Source organism: Streptomyces sp. NPDC030799 (genome assembly GCF_055572255.1).
This window is the reverse complement of the sequence record NZ_JBVIDS010000005.1, coordinates 121,159-137,556: the sequence shown is the minus strand read 5'-3', so window position 1 is coordinate 137,556 and position 16,398 is coordinate 121,159. Positions and strand designations below refer to the sequence as shown.

Below are 16,398 nucleotides of genomic sequence, written 5' to 3'. Positions count from 1 at the left end.
GCCCCACGGCGGATCCGGCCCTGCGTCCGCGTCGTCTAGCCTGACGGACCGATGACCACCCAGGTGAACGCCCTGCCCCGAGCCGCACAGCTGTGGCTCGCCGACCGACCGCGTCTGACGGATGCGCTGTGGGGCGGCGGCCTCACCCTGCTCGACATGGCCACGGTGCTGGACCGCACCCCACGGCCGCCGGTGTGGGGCGTGGCGCTGTGGGGCGCGCAGACCGTGCCGCTGCTGTGGCGGCGGACGCATCCGCGGACCGCCCTCCTCTCGATGACCGCGGTGTACGTCGTCTTCCAGGCGCTCGGTCCGATCCCCGGGAAGATCCCCGGGCCGTTCCTGCTGATGATCGGCGTCTACGCCGTGGCGCGGCACGCACCGGCGCCGGCGAGCGTGCCGCTCACCGGGTCCGTCCTCGTCACCGCCGCCGTCACGGACGCCCTGACCGGACACTGGCAGCCGCCCCGTCCCGGCTCCCTGGAGCCGATCAGCGTCACGACGTTCGCGTTCTTCTTCGCCCTGGCCTGGCTGCTGGGCCACGGACGGCGCCGGATCGACTCCGCCGCGGAACGTCTGCGCGAACTCAACCGGCGGCTCGCGGCCGAACGGGAGCTCAACGCCCGGCAGGCCGTGCTCACCGAGCGGGCCCGCATCGCCCGCGACCTGCACGACGTCGTCGCCCACCACGTCAGCGCGATCGCCCTCCAGGCACGCGCCGCCGAGGACGTTCTGACCTCGCGTCCGCCCGATGCGGACGAGGCCGCGCACGGTGTCGGTCTCATCGCGCGGACCGCGGACACGGCGCTCACCGAGATGCGGCGGATGCTCGGGCTGCTCTCCTTCGGTGAACGCGGCCTCGCGCCCGAGCCGTCCCTGGACCACCTGGACCTGCTCATCGGCGTCGCGACCTCGGCGGGCTGCCGGGTCACCTGTGTCTGCGAGACACGCGCCGGGGGCGCGCTGCCGGCCGGGATGCAGGTCTCGGCGTACCGCATCGTCCAGGAGGCGCTGACCAACGTGGTCAAGCACGCCGGTCCGGTCGGCGTGCGGATCGCCGTACACGGTGACGAGGCGCGCCTGACGATCGAGGTGGACAACGACGCGCCGGCCCCGGGCCACCGGCCGGTGCCCGGAGCCGGACTTGGGCTCGTCGGAATGCGGGAACGGGTGGCGGCATTCGACGGCACCCTGCACGCCGGGCCCGGTCCGGACGGCGGCTGGCACCTGCGTGCCGTCCTGTCCGCGCGGGGTCCTGGATCGGCTCAGGAGGACGGATGACCGTACGCGTGCTCGTCGTGGACGACCAGGAGATCGTGCGGACCGCTCTGCGTCTCGTCATCGACCGCCGGGAGGGGCTGTCGGTGGTCGGCGAGGCAGCCGACGGCGAGCAGGCCGTCGCCCGGGCCGAGGCGCTGCGGCCGGACGTGGTGCTGATGGACGTACGGATGCCGGGCACGACCGGCGTCGAGGCGACCCGGCGTATCGTCCAGGACTGGCCCGGCCCGGGGCCGGTGCCGCGGGTGCTGGTGCTGACCACCTTCGACCTGGACGAGTACGTCCATGCCGCGCTGCGCGCCGGGGCCGTCGGCTTCCTGCTGAAGAACAGCCGGCCCGACCAGCTCGCCGAGGCCCTTCGCGCCGCGGCCGACGGCGAGTCCGTGCTCGCGCCGAGCGTCACCCGGCGTCTGATCGACACGGTCACCGCGCTGCCGCCCGCTCTCCTCTCCCACGCGCCGGCCCCGGCCCCGGAGGCCGGCGCACTCACCGAACGCGAGATCCAGGTCCTCGTGCTGGTCGCGCGGGGACTGTCCAACGCACGGATCGCCGCGGACCTCGGGCTCAGCGAGGCGACCGTCAAGAGCCGGATCAACCGCATCCTGACCCGGCTGGGTCTGGAGAACCGCGTCCAGGCCGCCCTGTTCGCCCATCGGGCCGGGCTCGCCGCGCACACGGCGGACGGCAGGCCGCCCCGGCCGTCGCACGGGTCGGACCGCTCGGCGAGGCCTTCGAGTACGGCCACCGGGCCCACGCGCTCACCGAGTGGCGACGGCAGAGAGCGGCCGGCCAGGGGTTGAGGTCACCCCGTGGGCTGCTTCACCGCGCGAATGCGCGTGGGCCCGCTTCTTTCCGGAGCGGTCAGCCGACGGCCAGGGAGAACGGGCCGGCCAGGACCGAGTAGCCGTCGTTGGCCAGGTAGTACACGTCGTACTTCCCCGCTCCGCTCAGTTTGCCGGTCGAGAAGGTCGGGGCACCGCTGGCGTTCGGGGCATAGGACCAGGTGAGCGAGGACTGTTTGCCCGGGGTGACGCCCGCCGGATAGATGCCGATCCAGTTCTTGGTGTTCACCTGGGCCGTCGACGGCACCGAGTAGCGCACGGTGACGTTGCCGCCGTCGGAGACCGCGTTCAGGTCGCCGGTGAGCGTCGGTGTGCTCGCGCTGGACGGGGCGAACGCGGCGTTGAGCGGTGTCGCGTAGGTGTCGTTGGCCGTGAGACCGGGCAGGCCGAGGGCCGCCTCGATGGTGCGGCCGATGCCGTAGTGGTCGTAGTGCAGCGGGCTGCTGGTGCCGGCCGGGACGGTGCCCTGGGAGCCGACGAGGGTGGTGACGATGTGGTTGTAGCCCTCGTTCTGGCTCTCGTCCCAGGTCAGGATCAACAGGGAGCGCTGCTGGGTCCAGGCCGGGGAGGCGAGGACCGGGGCGAGGGTCTGCTTCAGCCAGCCGTCCTGTGTCCTCAGGCTGGTGGCGTTGCCGTTGCCGGAGGCCTCACCGTCGTAGTAGTCGTCGGCGGCGATCCAGGAGAAGTTCGGTGTGGTGGCCGCGGACTTCAGGTCGGTGGTCAGCTGGGTGGTGTCGAACAGGTGGGCCGCGCAGCGTGGGGCGTCACCGCTGATGTCGGTGTAGTTGATGAAGGGCGCGTCGTCGGGCTCGTAGTAACTGTCGTTGTTGTTCTTGGTGTTGCAGGGCGTGCCCATGCCCTGCTCGTAGGCCTTCCACGTCTTGCCGGCCGCTTCGACGGTGTCGCCGAGGTTGCGCTGGGGGGGAGTTGATGTCGGGGAAGTAGGTGGCGCCCTTGGCGTAGGTGTCGCCGCCGGCGATGGCGAGGTAGTTCTCGTCGCTCGGGTGGTAGACGCCGTGGAAGTCGGTGAGCGTGGCGCCCTGGGACATGAGGCTGTGCATGTACGGCGTGTCCGCGGGGTCGTTCATGACCTCGGAGTAGTCCGTGTTCTCCATCATGACCATGAAGACATGGTCGTAGCCGGGGACCTTGGAGACGGGCGGGGCCAGCGGGGCGGGTGCGGTGACCGGGGTGTCGAGGGTGAGGGAGAGGTTGTCGAGGTAGCCGGTCTCGCTGCTCGTCGACAGGAACTGCACCTCGACCTGGATGGACCGGGTGCCGCCGGGGACCGCGCCGGTGGCGCTGCGCGAGAGGAACTTGGTGGCCAGGCCCCGGTCGCTCGCGGACACGGTGGGCAGCTTGGCGGTGGCGCCGACCGGACGGCCGCTGCCGTCGTGGAAGTGCAGGCTCACGGCGGCGTGTCCGCTGTAGGTGGTCCAGCCGCCCAGCCAGCCGGAGAGGTCGTAGTGCACACCGCCGCCGTCGATGGCGGCGGCGGCCGAGGAGACGTCGACGGTCTGGCTCATGGAGCCGTCGCCGAAGTTGCCCGGCCCGAAGAACGCCCTGCCCGGTGTCCCGCCGTCGCTCGGCAACCCGAACGAGGCGACGCTGTGACACATGACGTCCGGTCCGCCGGCCTGGGTGGTCCAGCCCGGGACCGTGGTGGCCGCAGCCCAGTCCTGGGTGCAGTAACCGCCGCTCTCCGCATCGCCGTTGACGATCAGGTTGCCGCTGCTCCCGGCCGCCCGTGCGGGGGCGGGAGCGGCGACGATCAGTGCACCGAGGAGGGCCAGGAGCCCGCCGAGGGATCTGGAGCGCAGTCTCATACGTGGTACCTCGTCGTGTGGGTGAGGATGCCGTGAGGAGTGCTGTCCGCACGGCCTGACTGTGCGCAACGAACGGGACATGAGTACGGGACGCCGCTGTCGAGCGGAAGAACCACGACCAAACTTGACCAGACAAGTTGGCGGCGCACGCGGCTCGTTCCGTGGGGCCGGCCGGTGGGGCTTTTCGCTCGCGCCGGAAGGGGCACGCGGTGGGGGTACGACTTCCGAGTGGAGGGGCGGTAGCACCATGGGCGAGTACGAACGGTCCCGCACGATGCCCGCACAGCCCGAGCAGGTCTTCGACCAGGCGGCCAACCTAGGCCAGCTCGACGCGTGGCTCCCGGACGCCCTGCACGTGGACGCCGAGGACCCGCCCGCCGTGACCGTGCACGAGGACATCTCCGGCGAGGACATGCCCGCGCTGCTGCGATCCGAGCCCGACCAGATGCGGCTGGAGTGGGGGACCCGGGAGCAGGGCAGCTACGCCGGGTGGCTGCAGGTGGCCGGGATCGGCAGCGGCGCCAGCGAGGTGACGGTGCACCTGTCGTTCTTCGACGACGGTCACGACCCCGGCGAGCAGGCGGTGTACGACGCACTCGACGGCAGCCTCAGGCGTCTGGAGGAGCAGGTACGCCTACGCGTCGACAACACGGCCGGCTGAGATGCCGGGCCCGGTGACCTGGTATCCGCCGGGCCTCAGCACACCGGTCGAGCAGCATGTCTTCGGCGGTCGGGCTCTGGCCGGCCGGCTGGGGCGCACGGGTCTGCCGGCGGGCCGGGTCGCCGAGACCTGGGAGGTGAGCGGTGTCGACGGCGAGGGCGCCACGGTCACCGAGGGCCCGCTCGCCGGACGGAGCCTGCGCCGGCTCATTGGCGGAGCACCCGGACGCCCTGCTGGGCGACCGCCCGCACGGCCCCCGCTTTCCGCTGCTCACCAGTTCATCGACGCAACCGGGCCCCTGCCCGTGCATCTGCACGCCGACGACACCACCGCCCGGCGCCTGGAGGGCGAGCCGCACGGCAAGACGGAGGCCTGGCACGTCCTGGACGCCGTACCCGGCGCCACCGCGCTGGTCGGGACCCGCCCCGGAGTCGACCGCGAGCGGCTGCGCCGGTCCCTGTTCGCGCAGGACTTCGACGCGGTCATGCGCCGTCTGCCGGTACGCGCCGGGCAGACCGTCTACGTCCCCGGCGGGACCCTGCACAGCTTCGGGCCGGGCACGCTGGTGTACGAGATCGAGCAGACGTCCGACATCCAGCAGCACGCCATGCCGTGGCGGATGGAGGACGGCGCGCCCCTGGGGGAACGGGAGCGTGAGGCGAACGTCGAACGGTTGCTGGAGGAGTGGCGGCCCGGGCCGCGGCCGGAGTTCCAGCCGGGGCTGAGCATCCCGCAGGCGGACTCCGTGGTGCGCACGGTGCTGTGTGCGGGGCCGTATTTCGCCCTGGAGCGCTGGGCCGCCGGCAGCACCGCTTCCCTCACCCGCGGCTTCACCACGGCCCAGGCCTCACCAACGCCGGTCCACCGGTCACCGTCGCTGCCGGCGGCTGGACCGGCCGCCTGGACCGGGCGCGGACTCTGCTGCTGCCGGCGGCGCTGGGAGAGGTGCGGGTGGACGGGCCCGCCGACGTCCTCTTCGGCCATCTCCCCGACCTGGCGGCCGACATCGACAAGCCCCTGACAGCCGCCGGGCACGGTCCCGCCGCGATCTCCGCCCTCGGCGACGTGCCGTAGGGGCGGCGGCTTGCCTCGCACGGGCGGCCGCGACCCGTGGACCCTGGAGGTGATCGTGATGCCCGAGCCAGGCAGCTCGGCGTTTCTGCCGGCCGACGGCACGTGGGAACGCCTGCTGCAGCAGGTGCGGGCCGCGGCTGACGCCGTGGGCGGGATCGGCTGGGACATCGCTGTGGACTCCACCGTTGTGCGGCCGCATCGGCACGCGGCTGGGGCCTGCAGCAACGGCCCGTACCGCGGGTGTCTACGACGTCGCGGCGTCCGCCGCACGATCCCGGCAGCAGCGATCAGCTGGCTCCGCTCATGACGGACCGGACATGCTCGGCTCAAGCGCAAGGGTCTGGCCGACCGCCGCGAGCAGTTCGAGCGTAAACCCCTTGTCCGCCTGCCCCATGGCGAGCCCAAGCCACCGGCCCAGATCCTGGTCGTCCCAGAACTCCTGGCATGCGCACACGATGTTCCGCGTTTCTATCTCCGACCTGGGTTGTTCCTAGAATGGCCGGGTGGAGGACATCGAAGCGATCGCGGCGCTGCAGGATCCCGTGCGGCGGCGCCTGTACGAGTACGTGGTGGCGCAGGGCCGCGAGGTCGGCCGCAACGAGGCCGCCGAGGCGGCCGGGGTGGCGCGCACTCTCGCTGCGCACCATCTGGACAAGCTCGCCGACGTCGGCCTGCTGGAGAGCGGCAGCCGGCGCCTGACGGGTCGCTCGGGGCCGGGGGCGGGCCGTCCCGCCAAGGTGTACACGCGGGCGCGGGCCGAGCGAACGGTGTCGCTGCCGGCCCGCGACTACCGCACCGCCGCGGAGCTGCTCGCCGAGGCCGCCGAGGAGGCCGGGCTGGATGCCGGGCTCTGCGCGGCTGCGCGACGCCGGGGTGAGGCGCTGCGCGGCTCGGCGGCACCCTGCGGCGGTCTCGAAGAGGCCATGGAGTTGCTGGCCGCCCGCGGCTACGAACCGCACATGGAAGGCGCCGAAGGCGCCCAGGGGGCGGCCGGGACAGCCGCGCACGTCGTGCGCATGCGCAACTGCCCCTTCCATGCCGTCGCCGAACGCTTCCCGCCGCTGGTCTGCGGCATGAATCTGGCATTGCTGGAGGGGCTGCTCGGCACGGACGGTCCGGTCCGTGCCCGCATGGACGCCCGGCCCGGGGAGTGCTGCGTGGTGGTCGAGGCTTCTAAAGACAATCATCATTGACATAGAAAGGGGGCCGTGCTGGGATGAGGCCATGACCTCATCCCCGCGCGCCGTCCACCTGGCCCACTTCAACGTCGCCACGCTCCGCCACCCCCTCGACGACCCCCGCACGGCACCTTTCGTGGACATGCTCGACCCGGTCAACGCCGCCGCCGACGACGCACCCGGCTTCGTGTGGCGGCTGACGGAGGACGGGAAGCCCGACGCCACCGGCCTGCGCCCGGCGGGCGAGAACGTCATCGTCACCCTGTCGGTGTGGGAGAACCAGCAGGCCCTGTGGGACTTCACCTACCGCAGCGGGCACCTGGAGGCGATGCAGCGACGCCGCGATTGGTTCGAGCGGCACGTCGAGGCGCACCTCGTGCTCTGGTGGATCCCCGCCGGTCACCTCCCGACCGTCGACGAGGCCATGGAACGACTGGCGGACCTACGAGCCCACGGACCATCCCCCCGCGCCTTCACCTTCGCCTCCTCCTACACCGCCGCCGAGGCCGCCCAGCACCCTCGGGCCATGCCGCCGGCGGACGCGACGACCCCCGCCGGCACCACCAGAGGCCCGAACACGCGCCTAGCTGTTGAGATTTGAACGGGACATACACAAGCCGAGCAATGACCACCCCTACATATTCCTTATTTGCCATATTCGGCATTTGTCCGATTATCCTTGGCGGCCTTGTCCGACCGGATACGGAAAGGGAAGGGGAGGGACGAGCATGCACAGCGCACGGTTGCCCGCTCTCATGGCACGGATCGGACAGGCCGGCGGCGCCGAGGCCGCGCGCGCCACGGTGGCGGCCGGTCTGACCTGGCAGACCTGCGCGACGCTGCTGCACATCTCCGATCCCTACGCGGGCGCCGTCGCCGCGCTGCTCATCGTCGAGACGACGGTGGTGGCCACGGTCTCCGCCGCCACCCGCTACACCGTCGGCTGCCTGCTCGGCGTGCTGGTCGCCGTACCCGGCGCGCTGTACGCCGAGCCCGGCATGGCGGGCCTGGCCCTCGTCGTCTTCGCCTCCGTGCTGCTGGCCCGGCACGGCTTCCTCGGCCACCACGGCCTGCACGTCCCGGCGACCGCCCTGCTCACCTTCGCCCTGGTCCGTGGCCGCCACCCCGGTGAACTGGGAGCACACCTGGCGGAGATCGTGCTCGGCATCGGCTTCGGGTTGGCGTGCAGCGTGCTGCTGTTCCCCGCCGTGCGCGTACGGTCCGCCGAACGGGCGCTGGAGGAGCTGCGGATGCTGATCGCCCGGCACCTGGACGGCCTGGCCGACGCGGTCGTACGGCACGAGCGGCCGCGCAACAGACTCGGCGCGGCCTGGGAGGACGACCTCGGCACGGCACTGACCCGGGCCCGCACCGCCGTGGACGAGGCACACGAGAGCCTGCGCTGGAACGTCCGGCCGACCGCCCGGCGCCGCCGCTGGCACCTGGATCACCGGGTGCTGCGCACGCTGACCGACGTGGCCGGGCAGGTGACCGCCACGGGCCGGCTGCTCGACGTCCACCCCGGCGCGGCCGAGGCCACCCGCCCCGGGCCCGCCTTCACGCAGCCGTACGCCCGTTTGCTGCGGACGACCGCCCTGTGCGCCTACTCCTGCCGCGGCGGCCGGCCGCACCCCGCCCTGCCCGCCGCACGCCAGGCCCTCGCCCGGCTCGGCGCCCCCGGCCGGGGTCCCGCCGGCACGGCCGCCCCGGACCAGTGCCTCCTGCGCCCCCTGGAGTCGGCCCTGACCTGCCTGTCGGCGCCCGCACCCGCCCCGCCCGACCGAGCCCACCGGCTCCTCGACCCGCTTCGGCCCTCACCGCGACGATGACCCCTCACACCACCGGCCTCCCGGACACGACCACCGAGCGGGCCGCCGCACCCGCGCGCCGTACAGCGGCACCCTGGACCCGCCGCCCGGGCTCCCGCGCGCTCCTGGCCCCGGCCCCCGTGCTGCTCATGGTGGTCGTCGCCCTCACCGACCTGCTCACCCCGGACTGGCTGCACGTGTCGCCGGTGATGGCCGCCGTCCCGGTGCTGGCCGCCGCCCTGCTCCCCTGGCGGGCGACGGCGGTACTGGCCTGCGTCGTGCTCGTGATCACCGGGCTGCTCCAGTGGGACGCCGGCAGCTGCGGACGCCCGGACGCCGACGTCACCCTCGGCAGCCTGTTCGTGGTCGGACTCGCCTCGCTGGCCGCGTGCTCCCTGCGGCAGCGCCGGGAACGGCAGCTCCGTCAGGTCCGCTCCGTCGCCGAGACCGCACAGCGCGCCCTGATGCACCCTCTCCCCCACCGGATCGACTCGATCGCCCTGAGCGGTGTGTATCTGCCGGCCGAGTCGGAGGCGCGGATCGGCGGCGACTTCTACGAGGCGCTGCCGACGCCGTACGGCACGCGGATCGTGATCGGCGACGTACGGGGCAAGGGGCTGGAAGCCGTCGGCGCGTCGGCGACCCTGCTCGGCGCGTTCCGCGAACTGGCGTACCGCGAGCCGTCGTTGACGCAGGTGGCGGAGCACCTGGACGAACGGGCTCGCCGGCACATCGCCGCGCTGGACGGCGCACCGGACACGGGCGGACCCGACGGTGGTGACGCGGGCGCGCTGTTCACGGAACGGTTCGCGACGGCGCTCCTGGTGGAGTTCCCGCCCGGCGAGTCCGTGGCCCGCATCGTGCACTGCGGTCATCCCGAGCCGTACGTCGTCCACGCGGGCGAGGTGAGGCCGTACGAGCCCGACCGGCCCGGCGCGCCGCTCGGCCTGGGCGATCTGCTGCAGGCGGAACCGGTCGCCCAGACGGTGCCGTTCGCCCCGGGCGACCGTCTGGTGCTGTACACCGACGGCTTCATCGAGGGCCGCGACCGCCGGGGCCGCTTCCACGACCTGGCCGCCCCGGTGCACGCACACGCCGGCCGACCGCTGGAGGCGATGGTGACCGCCCTGCGCCGCGACCTCCTGCACCACGTGCACGGCGACCTCGACGACGACGCGGCCCTGGTCGCCCTGGAGCACCTGCCGTGACAGTCGGCCCGTGCGTCATGTGAACCTACATGGGCGAGTTCCACGACAGCGGACCTTTCGAGCGAAGGAGCTTCGAGCGAAGGGGCAGCCCGGCGGGGCGCGCCCGAGACGGCCAAGGCGGTGTCTCCTGACCCTTGACCAAGCGGACCCGGCAGCTGGAGACCCAGCTCGGTGTACGGCTCTTCGACCGCTCGCCCACCGGCATGGCGCTCACGGACGCCGGCTGGGAACTCGCGCGCCGGGATCGCCTTCCGCGAGCTGTGGGACGGGCCGTTCGTCGCCGCGCCCGAGGGGACCGGCGCTGGCGCGAGGACTGGCCGGCCGCGGACGAGCCTGAAAGCCGCCCGGTGCGCGTCGGCGCGGTCACCGAGCAGCCCGACGACTGGCTGAGCGCGATCGCCAACGGGGACGGCATCGCGCTCGCCCCCGAGTCCGCGGCGCGGTTCTACTTCCGCCCGGGCGTGGCCTGCCGACCGGTCACCGGAGTGAGCCCGACGCGGGTGGGCGTGGCCTGGGCACCGGCCGACGACCGCAATCCGGTCGTACGGGACTTCGTCCGCTGCTGCCTGGACCTCGCACGGCCTGCCTGACGGGATGGAGCGGGGGACCGCAGTCCCTGGGGTTCTTCAGTGCGGCGTGCCAGGCGGCGGGGACGCGCGAACCACCCGGATGTGCCGCCGTCCCCTGCTTGGCCCAACCGACGTGCGCCGGAGGGGCGAGCGGCTGTGACGGGTGTGACCGTGGTGGAAGGCATGTGCGAACTGACCCGTGATGAGGAGGCGGCATGTCGGTCCGAACCGGCGAGGACGGCGCGGTGCTCGCCGCCCTGGAGGACGGCGACGACGCCGGCCTGCCGTGCGGTGCCTTCGAGCAGATGGGAACCGTCGCCGACGCCGTGCTGTACGAGGGGTACCTGCTCTACCCCTACCGCCGGTCCTCGGCGAAGAACCGGGTCCGCTGGCAGTTCGGCGTGCTGCTGCCCCGCGCCTGGGTGGAGCGGGACGGGCCGGTCACTCCGGGGATCTCCGGCTCCGCCGACTCGTGGTACCAGCAGACCGAATGCCTCCTGCGGGCACCGCGCGCCGACGCGGTCGTACGGGTGAGGGTGCGGTATCTGCAGATGCAGGACAAGCAGGTCGAGGAGGCCGACGGGGACGGACGCCACCGGCCGGTGGAGTCGTTGCGGACGGCGGACGGCGTGGCGCATCTGTCGTTCGAGGAGGCGGTGCCGCGCGAGTCGGAGCTGGTGCTGCCGCTGGCGGAGCTGGTGCGGGGTGGTCGTACCGCCCCGGTGGGAGCGGCCGGCGGGGCGGAGTCCGAGCCGCTGCCGGGCGGTACGGGGCGGACGGTGCGGCGGCGCCGGGAGGTGCTGGCCGCGACGACGGTGGTGGCGAAACCGCTCGCGCCGGGGCTGTACCGGCTGCGGGTGCGCACCGAGAACACCGGCGAGGCACCGGACACACGGGCCCCTCGCCATGAGGCACTGCGACAGGCGCTGATCGCCACGCACACCCTCGTGGGCGGGGAGGGCGTGGAGTTCGTGTCGCTGATCGATCCGCCCGAGGGCCTGGCGGAGCAGGCGCGGGAGTGCCGGAACGCGTTCACGTTCCCCGTTCTCGGCGGTCCGCCCTCGGGGACGGGGACCGCGGACGTCCTGCTCTCGGCCCCGATCATCCTCCCCGACCATCCCCAGGTGGCGCCGGAGAGTCCCGGTGACCTGCACGACGCCGCGGAGATCGACGAGATCCTCACGCTGCGCACGATGCTACTGACCGACGAGGAGAAGGCCGAGGCCCGGGCCACCGATCCGCGGGCCGCGCGGATCCTCGACCGGGTCGACACCATGCCCCGCGAGGTCTTCGAGCGGTTGCACGGCGCGATCCGTTCCCTGACGCCGGTGCCGCCGCCCGCCGAGCGGCCCGCCTGGTGGCAGGAGGGCGGCGACGACGGGCTGTCCCCGGCGACCGACACCGTGCTCGTGGACGGCGTGTCCGTCGGCGGCGGCAGCCGGGTACGGCTGCGCCCGCGCGGCCGGGGCGCCGACGCGCAGGACATGTTCCTGGAGGGGAGGACGGCGCGGGTCGGCGCGGTCTTCCACGACGTGGACGGCAGCGTCCACCTGGCGGTCACGGTCGACGACGATCCGGCCGCCGAACTGCACGGCTGGTACGGCCGTTTCCACTACTTCCGGCCCGACGAGGTCGAACCGCTCGGGCGCACGGTCGCGCCGGAGCCGACGGGACCGGTGGGATCACCCGGGCCGCGGTCCCCGCGGCCACAGCGTCCGGCCGACCGGCCGGAGGAGCGGCGGTTCGCCGGACGACGGTTCGGCGGACGCCCCTGAGATGACGGCCCACGACCAGCGCATGCCCGAGCGGCTGTTCCGCGCCTGCGGCGCGGCAGCCCACGACCCACTCCGAGACCGGCTGCGACGGAGGTTGCAGACATGACCACACAGAGCGGTACCACCGAAGTCCGCGGGGAGCCCAGCCGAGCCGAGGCGCGGCAGGGCTTCGACGAGATCACCATCCTCTGGATCTCGGAGGGCATGAGCTGCGACGGCGACACCGTGTCGCTGACCGCCGCGGGCCAGCCGTCCATCGAGGACGTGGTGCTCGGGCTCATCCCGGGCCTGCCGAAGGTGAACCTGGTCAACAAGGTGCTGTCGCCGAGCCTGGGCGGCGAGGACTTCCTGGCTCCGTACCGGGCGGCGGCCCGCGGTGACCTGGCCCCGTTCATCCTGGTGATCGAGGGTTCGATCCCGAACCAGAACATCATCCAGGGGGACGGTTACTGGACGTCGTTCGGCAACGACCCGGACACCGGTGAGCCACAGACCCTGAACTGGTGGATCGACCAGCTCGCGCCCAAGGCCTGGGCGGTGGTGGCCGCGGGGACCTGCGCCACGTTCGGCGGGATCCACGCCATGGCCGGCAACCCGACCGGCTGCATGGGTCTCGCGGACTACCTGGGCTGGGACTTCAAGGCGCAGTCGGGGCTCCCTGTCGTCAACGTGCCCGGCTGTCCCATCCAGCCGGAGAACTTCATGGAGACCCTCGTCTGGGTGCTCCAGCACGCGGCCGGTGCCGCTCCCCCGCCGCCGCTGGACCACATGCTGCGTCCTCAGTGGCTGTTCGGGAAGACCGTCCATGAGGGCTGTGACCGGGCCGCGTACTACGAGCAGGCCGACTTCGCGAAGGACTACAACTCCCCCAAGTGCCAGGTGAAGGTGGGCTGCTGGGGCCCGGTCGTCAACTGCAACGTGCCCAAGCGCGGCTGGATGGCCGGCATCGGCGGCTGCCCGAACGTCGGCGGCATCTGCATCGGCTGCACGATGCCCAGTTTCCCCGACGCCTTCATGCCGTTCATGGACGAGCCCCCGGGCGGCACGCTGTCGTCGATGGTGATCCGGCCCTACGGGGCGGTCATCCGACGGCTGCGCGGCCTGACCAACGACATGGTGAACCACGAGCCCAAGTGGCGCCACAACAAGCGCAAGCTCACCAGCGGTTACAACCCGCACTGGCGTGCCTGACGCCGCCCCACCCCGTCCCGCCAACGACCCGCCCGACCCGAACAGCGAGGGGCAGAACCGCAGATGACCACCACCGAATCGCGGCCGACAGAACGCAAACCCGCCCAGATCGTGGACATGTCCTGGGATCCGATCACCCGGATCATCGGCAACCTGGGCATCTACACGAAGATCGACTTCGCCAATCAGGAAGTCGTGGAGTGCCACAGCACCTCATCGCTGTTCCGCGGCTATTCGGTGTTCATGAAGGGCAAGGATCCGCGCGACGCCGGGTTCATCACCTCCCGGATCTGCGGCATCTGCGGGGACAACCACACCACCTGCTCGAACTACGCCCAGCAGATGGCCTACGGCGTCAAGCCGCCGAAGCTGGCCGAGCACATCACCAACCTCGGCGAGGCGGCGGAGTACATCTTCGACCACACGATCTTCCAGGACAATCTGGTCTTCGTGGACTTCTGCGAGGCGATGGTCAAGGCCACCAACCCCGGGGTCCTGGCCCGCGCCGAGCGCACCGACGCGCCCCGCGGCGACATCCACGGCTACCGGACCGTCGCGGACATCATGAAGGCCTTCAACCCCTTCGAGGGCGAGGTCTACAAGGAGGCGCTGAAGGTCAGCCGGATCACCCGGGAGATGTTCTGCCTGATGGAGGGGCGGCACGTGCACCCCTCCACGATGTACCCGGGCGGCGTCGGCACGATGCCGCAGCCGAACACCTTCACCGACTACCTCAGCCGCCTGATGCGCGTCATCGACTTCATCAAGAAGGCGGTGGCCATGAACGACGACGTCTTCGACTTCTTCTACGAGGCCCTGCCCGGCTACGAGGAGGTCGGCAAACGCCGGATCCTGCTGGGCTGCTGGGGGGCCTTCCAGAACCCGGACGTCGTGGACTACCGCTACGCGTCGATGAACGAGTGGGGCCGGGCCATGTACGTCACGCCGGGCGTCGTGGTGGACGGCAAGCTGGTCACCAACAACCTCATCGACATCAACCTCGGCCTGCGCATCATGTTGGGCAGCTCCTTCTACGAGGACTGGGTCAACGAGGACCCGTTCGTCACCCACGATCCCCTCGGCAACCCCGTGGACATGCGCCACCCGTGGAACCAGACCACGGTGCCGGTGCCGCAGAAGCGGGACTTCGAGGGCAACTACAGCTGGGTGATGAGCCCCCGCTGGTACCACCCGGACACCGGTGAGCACCTCGCGCTGGACACGGGTGGCGGACCGCTGGCCCGGCTGTGGTCCACCGCGCTGAGCGGCCTGGTCGACACGCCGTACGTCAAGACGACCGGCGGCGCCATCCGCATCACCCTGCCCAAGGGCGAGAAGCTGCCGGAGACGACCCTGGAGTGGCGCATCCCGAAGTGGAGCAACACCCTCGAACGGGACCGCGCCCGGCCGTACTTCATCGCCTACGCCGCCGCCATGGCCCTGCAGTTCCTGGAGGAGGCCATGGGGATGCTCAGGAGCGGCGACACCAAGGTGTACGAGAACTTCGAGGTGCCGGACGAGTCGATCGGCTGCGGCTTCCACGAGGCGGTGCGCGGCGTCCTCTCCCACCACCTGGTGATCCGGGACAAGAAGATCGCCAACTACCACCCGTACCCGCCGACCCCGTGGAACGCCAGTCCCCGCGACATCTACGGCACCCCGGGCCCGTACGAGGACGCCGTGCAGGGCCAGCCGATCTTCGAGGAGAACGGTCCGGACGACTTCAAGGGCGTCGACATCATGCGCACCGTGCGCAGCTTCGACCCCTGTCTGCCGTGCGGCGTGCACATGTACATGGGTAAGGGCAAGACCCTGACCACCGTGCACTCGCCGACGTACGGGGCCAACCATGGCTGAGACCGCCGTACGGCTGGCGGACCCGGAGGTGGAGGCGCGGCTCGCCCGTCTCGACGAGGTGCTGGCCGGGCTGGAAGCCACGCCGGGCCCGGCCCTGGAGGCGGTGCGGCTGCTGACCGAGGTCTACGGCGAGGCTCTCGCCCGCGTGCTGGACCACGCCGACGCACCGTTGCGGGAGCGGCTCGCCGACGACGAACTGGCAGGGCATCTCATGGTGCTGCACGGGATCCACCCCGAGGCCCCGGAGCGCCGGGCTGCCCGCGCGGTGGAGAAGCTGCGGCCCGTGGTGCGCGACCGCGGCGGTGACCTGGAGTGGGCCGGGGTCGACGGGCAGGTGGCGCGGGTGCGGCTGAGCACCGGCGGCGGATGCGGCTCCGGGTGCGGTGGCGGCTCCTCCGACGTCACCGAGGCGGTCCGGGCGGCGGTGCTGGCCGTCGCTCCCGAGCTGACCGCCGTGGAGACGGTGCCGAGCGAGCGCAGGGCGGCACCGGCGTTCGTACCGTTGACCACGATCAAGCGCCGGGCCACGCCGCAGGAGGCGCGGTGACCGTGGACGGTGCGCTCGCCCGCGTCATCCGCTCCGCCGCCGACCGCGCGGCGACGGCCGAACCCGAGGTCTGCGAGCTGTGCGCCGCCCGTGTGACCGAGGAACACGCTCACCTGTACGACACCGCCGCAGCCGAAGTGCGGTGTGTGTGCGGCCCGTGCTCGGTGCTGTTCGCCGACGACGCGGCGGGCCGCTACCGGCTCGTGCCCCGCCGCCGGCTGCGGCTCCCGCCGGTCGACACCGGCGTGCTGGGCGTCCCGGTGGGCCTGGTGTTCTTCGTGCCGCGCTCCGACGGCACGGTCACCGCACAGGGGCCGAGCCCGGCCGGGGCCATGCGCTGGGAGGTGGACGCGGCGGCCTGGCAGCGGCTGGCCGCCACGGTCCCGCAGCTCGCCGCCATGGCACCCGACGTCGAGGCGCTGCTCGTGAACACCGTGCGCGGCCTCGACGAACACTGGATCGTGCCGGTCGACGACTGCTACCGGATGATCGCTCTGGTCCGCCGCGAGTGGCGGGGCCTGTCCGGTGGCGGCCGGGTCTGGCCGGCCGTAGAACAGTTCTTCGGGGAGCTGACCGAGCGGTCGTGA

13 protein-coding genes and 3 pseudogenes are annotated in these 16,398 nt (G+C 72.2%); 15 read left to right on the top strand and 1 reads right to left on the bottom strand.

The genetic code is table 11. The annotated features are described in order from the left end of the window. Positions 1–51: 51 nt before the first annotated feature. Both ACZ41I_RS14090 and ACZ41I_RS14085 read left to right on the top strand, forming a co-directional pair. The gene (locus tag ACZ41I_RS14090; RefSeq protein ID WP_468514168.1) at positions 52–1,278 is read left to right on the top strand and encodes a sensor histidine kinase; all 1,227 of its coding nucleotides are present in this window, start codon (positions 52–54) and stop codon (positions 1,276–1,278) included. Continuing rightward, on the top strand, positions 1,275–2,075 hold the full coding sequence (locus tag ACZ41I_RS14085; protein WP_468514167.1) for a response regulator transcription factor: 801 nt from the start codon (positions 1,275–1,277) through the stop codon (positions 2,073–2,075). The genes ACZ41I_RS14090 and ACZ41I_RS14085 overlap by 4 nt, the downstream gene beginning before the upstream one ends. Before the next feature lie 61 nt (positions 2,076–2,136). Here ACZ41I_RS14085 and ACZ41I_RS14080 read toward each other — a convergent pair. Further along, positions 2,137–3,012: pseudogene (locus tag ACZ41I_RS14080) on the bottom strand (alkaline phosphatase family protein); the annotation flags it as partial. Positions 3,013–4,190: 1,178 nt separating this feature from the next. Here ACZ41I_RS14080 and ACZ41I_RS14075 point away from each other — a divergent pair. The 13 genes and pseudogenes from ACZ41I_RS14075 to ACZ41I_RS14015 all read left to right on the top strand — a co-directional run bounded on the left by ACZ41I_RS14075 (position 4,191) and on the right by ACZ41I_RS14015 (position 16,398). After that, on the top strand, positions 4,191–4,604 hold the full coding sequence (locus ACZ41I_RS14075) for an SRPBCC family protein (protein ID WP_363219525.1): 414 nt from the start codon (positions 4,191–4,193) through the stop codon (positions 4,602–4,604). 13 nt (positions 4,605–4,617) lie between these two features. After that, the gene (locus tag ACZ41I_RS14070) at positions 4,618–5,625 is read left to right on the top strand and encodes a class I mannose-6-phosphate isomerase (protein ID WP_468514166.1); all 1,008 of its coding nucleotides are present in this window, start codon (positions 4,618–4,620) and stop codon (positions 5,623–5,625) included. A gap of 556 nt (positions 5,626–6,181) precedes the next feature. Further along, a complete protein-coding gene (locus ACZ41I_RS14065; protein ID WP_399767522.1) occupies positions 6,182–6,871 on the top strand; it encodes a helix-turn-helix transcriptional regulator in 690 nt (229 codons plus the stop codon). A 31-nt stretch (positions 6,872–6,902) separates the two neighbouring features. Beyond that, positions 6,903–7,457 (top strand): DUF3291 domain-containing protein, encoded by a 555-nt coding sequence (locus ACZ41I_RS14060; RefSeq protein ID WP_468323927.1) that lies wholly within the window; start codon positions 6,903–6,905, stop codon positions 7,455–7,457. Positions 7,458–7,584: 127 nt separating this feature from the next. Further along, positions 7,585–8,685: an FUSC family protein gene (locus tag ACZ41I_RS14055; RefSeq protein ID WP_468514165.1), complete on the top strand. Its 1,101-nt coding sequence runs from the start codon at positions 7,585–7,587 to the stop codon at positions 8,683–8,685. Further along, entirely contained in the window at positions 8,682–9,872 is a 1,191-nt protein-coding gene (locus ACZ41I_RS14050; protein ID WP_468514164.1) for a PP2C family protein-serine/threonine phosphatase, read from the top strand. Before ACZ41I_RS14055 ends, ACZ41I_RS14050 begins: the two co-directional genes overlap by 4 nt. A gap of 134 nt (positions 9,873–10,006) precedes the next feature. Beyond that, a pseudogene (locus ACZ41I_RS14045) lies at positions 10,007–10,084 on the top strand (hypothetical protein); the annotation flags it as partial. Positions 10,085–10,106: 22 nt separating this feature from the next. Next, a pseudogene (locus ACZ41I_RS14040) lies at positions 10,107–10,462 on the top strand (LysR family transcriptional regulator substrate-binding protein); the annotation flags it as partial. Positions 10,463–10,656: 194 nt separating this feature from the next. Beyond that, positions 10,657–12,216: a hypothetical protein gene (locus tag ACZ41I_RS14035; RefSeq protein ID WP_468514163.1), complete on the top strand. Its 1,560-nt coding sequence runs from the start codon at positions 10,657–10,659 to the stop codon at positions 12,214–12,216. A gap of 102 nt (positions 12,217–12,318) precedes the next feature. Continuing rightward, a complete protein-coding gene (locus ACZ41I_RS14030; RefSeq protein WP_399767504.1) occupies positions 12,319–13,407 on the top strand; it encodes an NADH-quinone oxidoreductase subunit B family protein in 1,089 nt (362 codons plus the stop codon). Positions 13,408–13,470: 63 nt separating this feature from the next. Then, positions 13,471–15,264 carry a nickel-dependent hydrogenase large subunit gene (locus tag ACZ41I_RS14025; RefSeq protein WP_468514162.1) on the top strand — a complete coding sequence of 598 codons (1,794 nt, stop codon included), beginning with the start codon at positions 13,471–13,473 and terminating at the stop codon, positions 15,262–15,264. Next, positions 15,257–15,811, top strand: coding sequence for a NifU family protein (locus ACZ41I_RS14020; RefSeq protein ID WP_363219672.1), 555 nt, complete (start codon positions 15,257–15,259; stop codon positions 15,809–15,811). Before ACZ41I_RS14025 ends, ACZ41I_RS14020 begins: the two co-directional genes overlap by 8 nt. Further along, positions 15,808–16,398, top strand: a complete 591-nt coding sequence (locus ACZ41I_RS14015; protein ID WP_468514161.1) for a DUF5947 family protein — start codon at positions 15,808–15,810, stop codon at positions 16,396–16,398. Before ACZ41I_RS14020 ends, ACZ41I_RS14015 begins: the two co-directional genes overlap by 4 nt.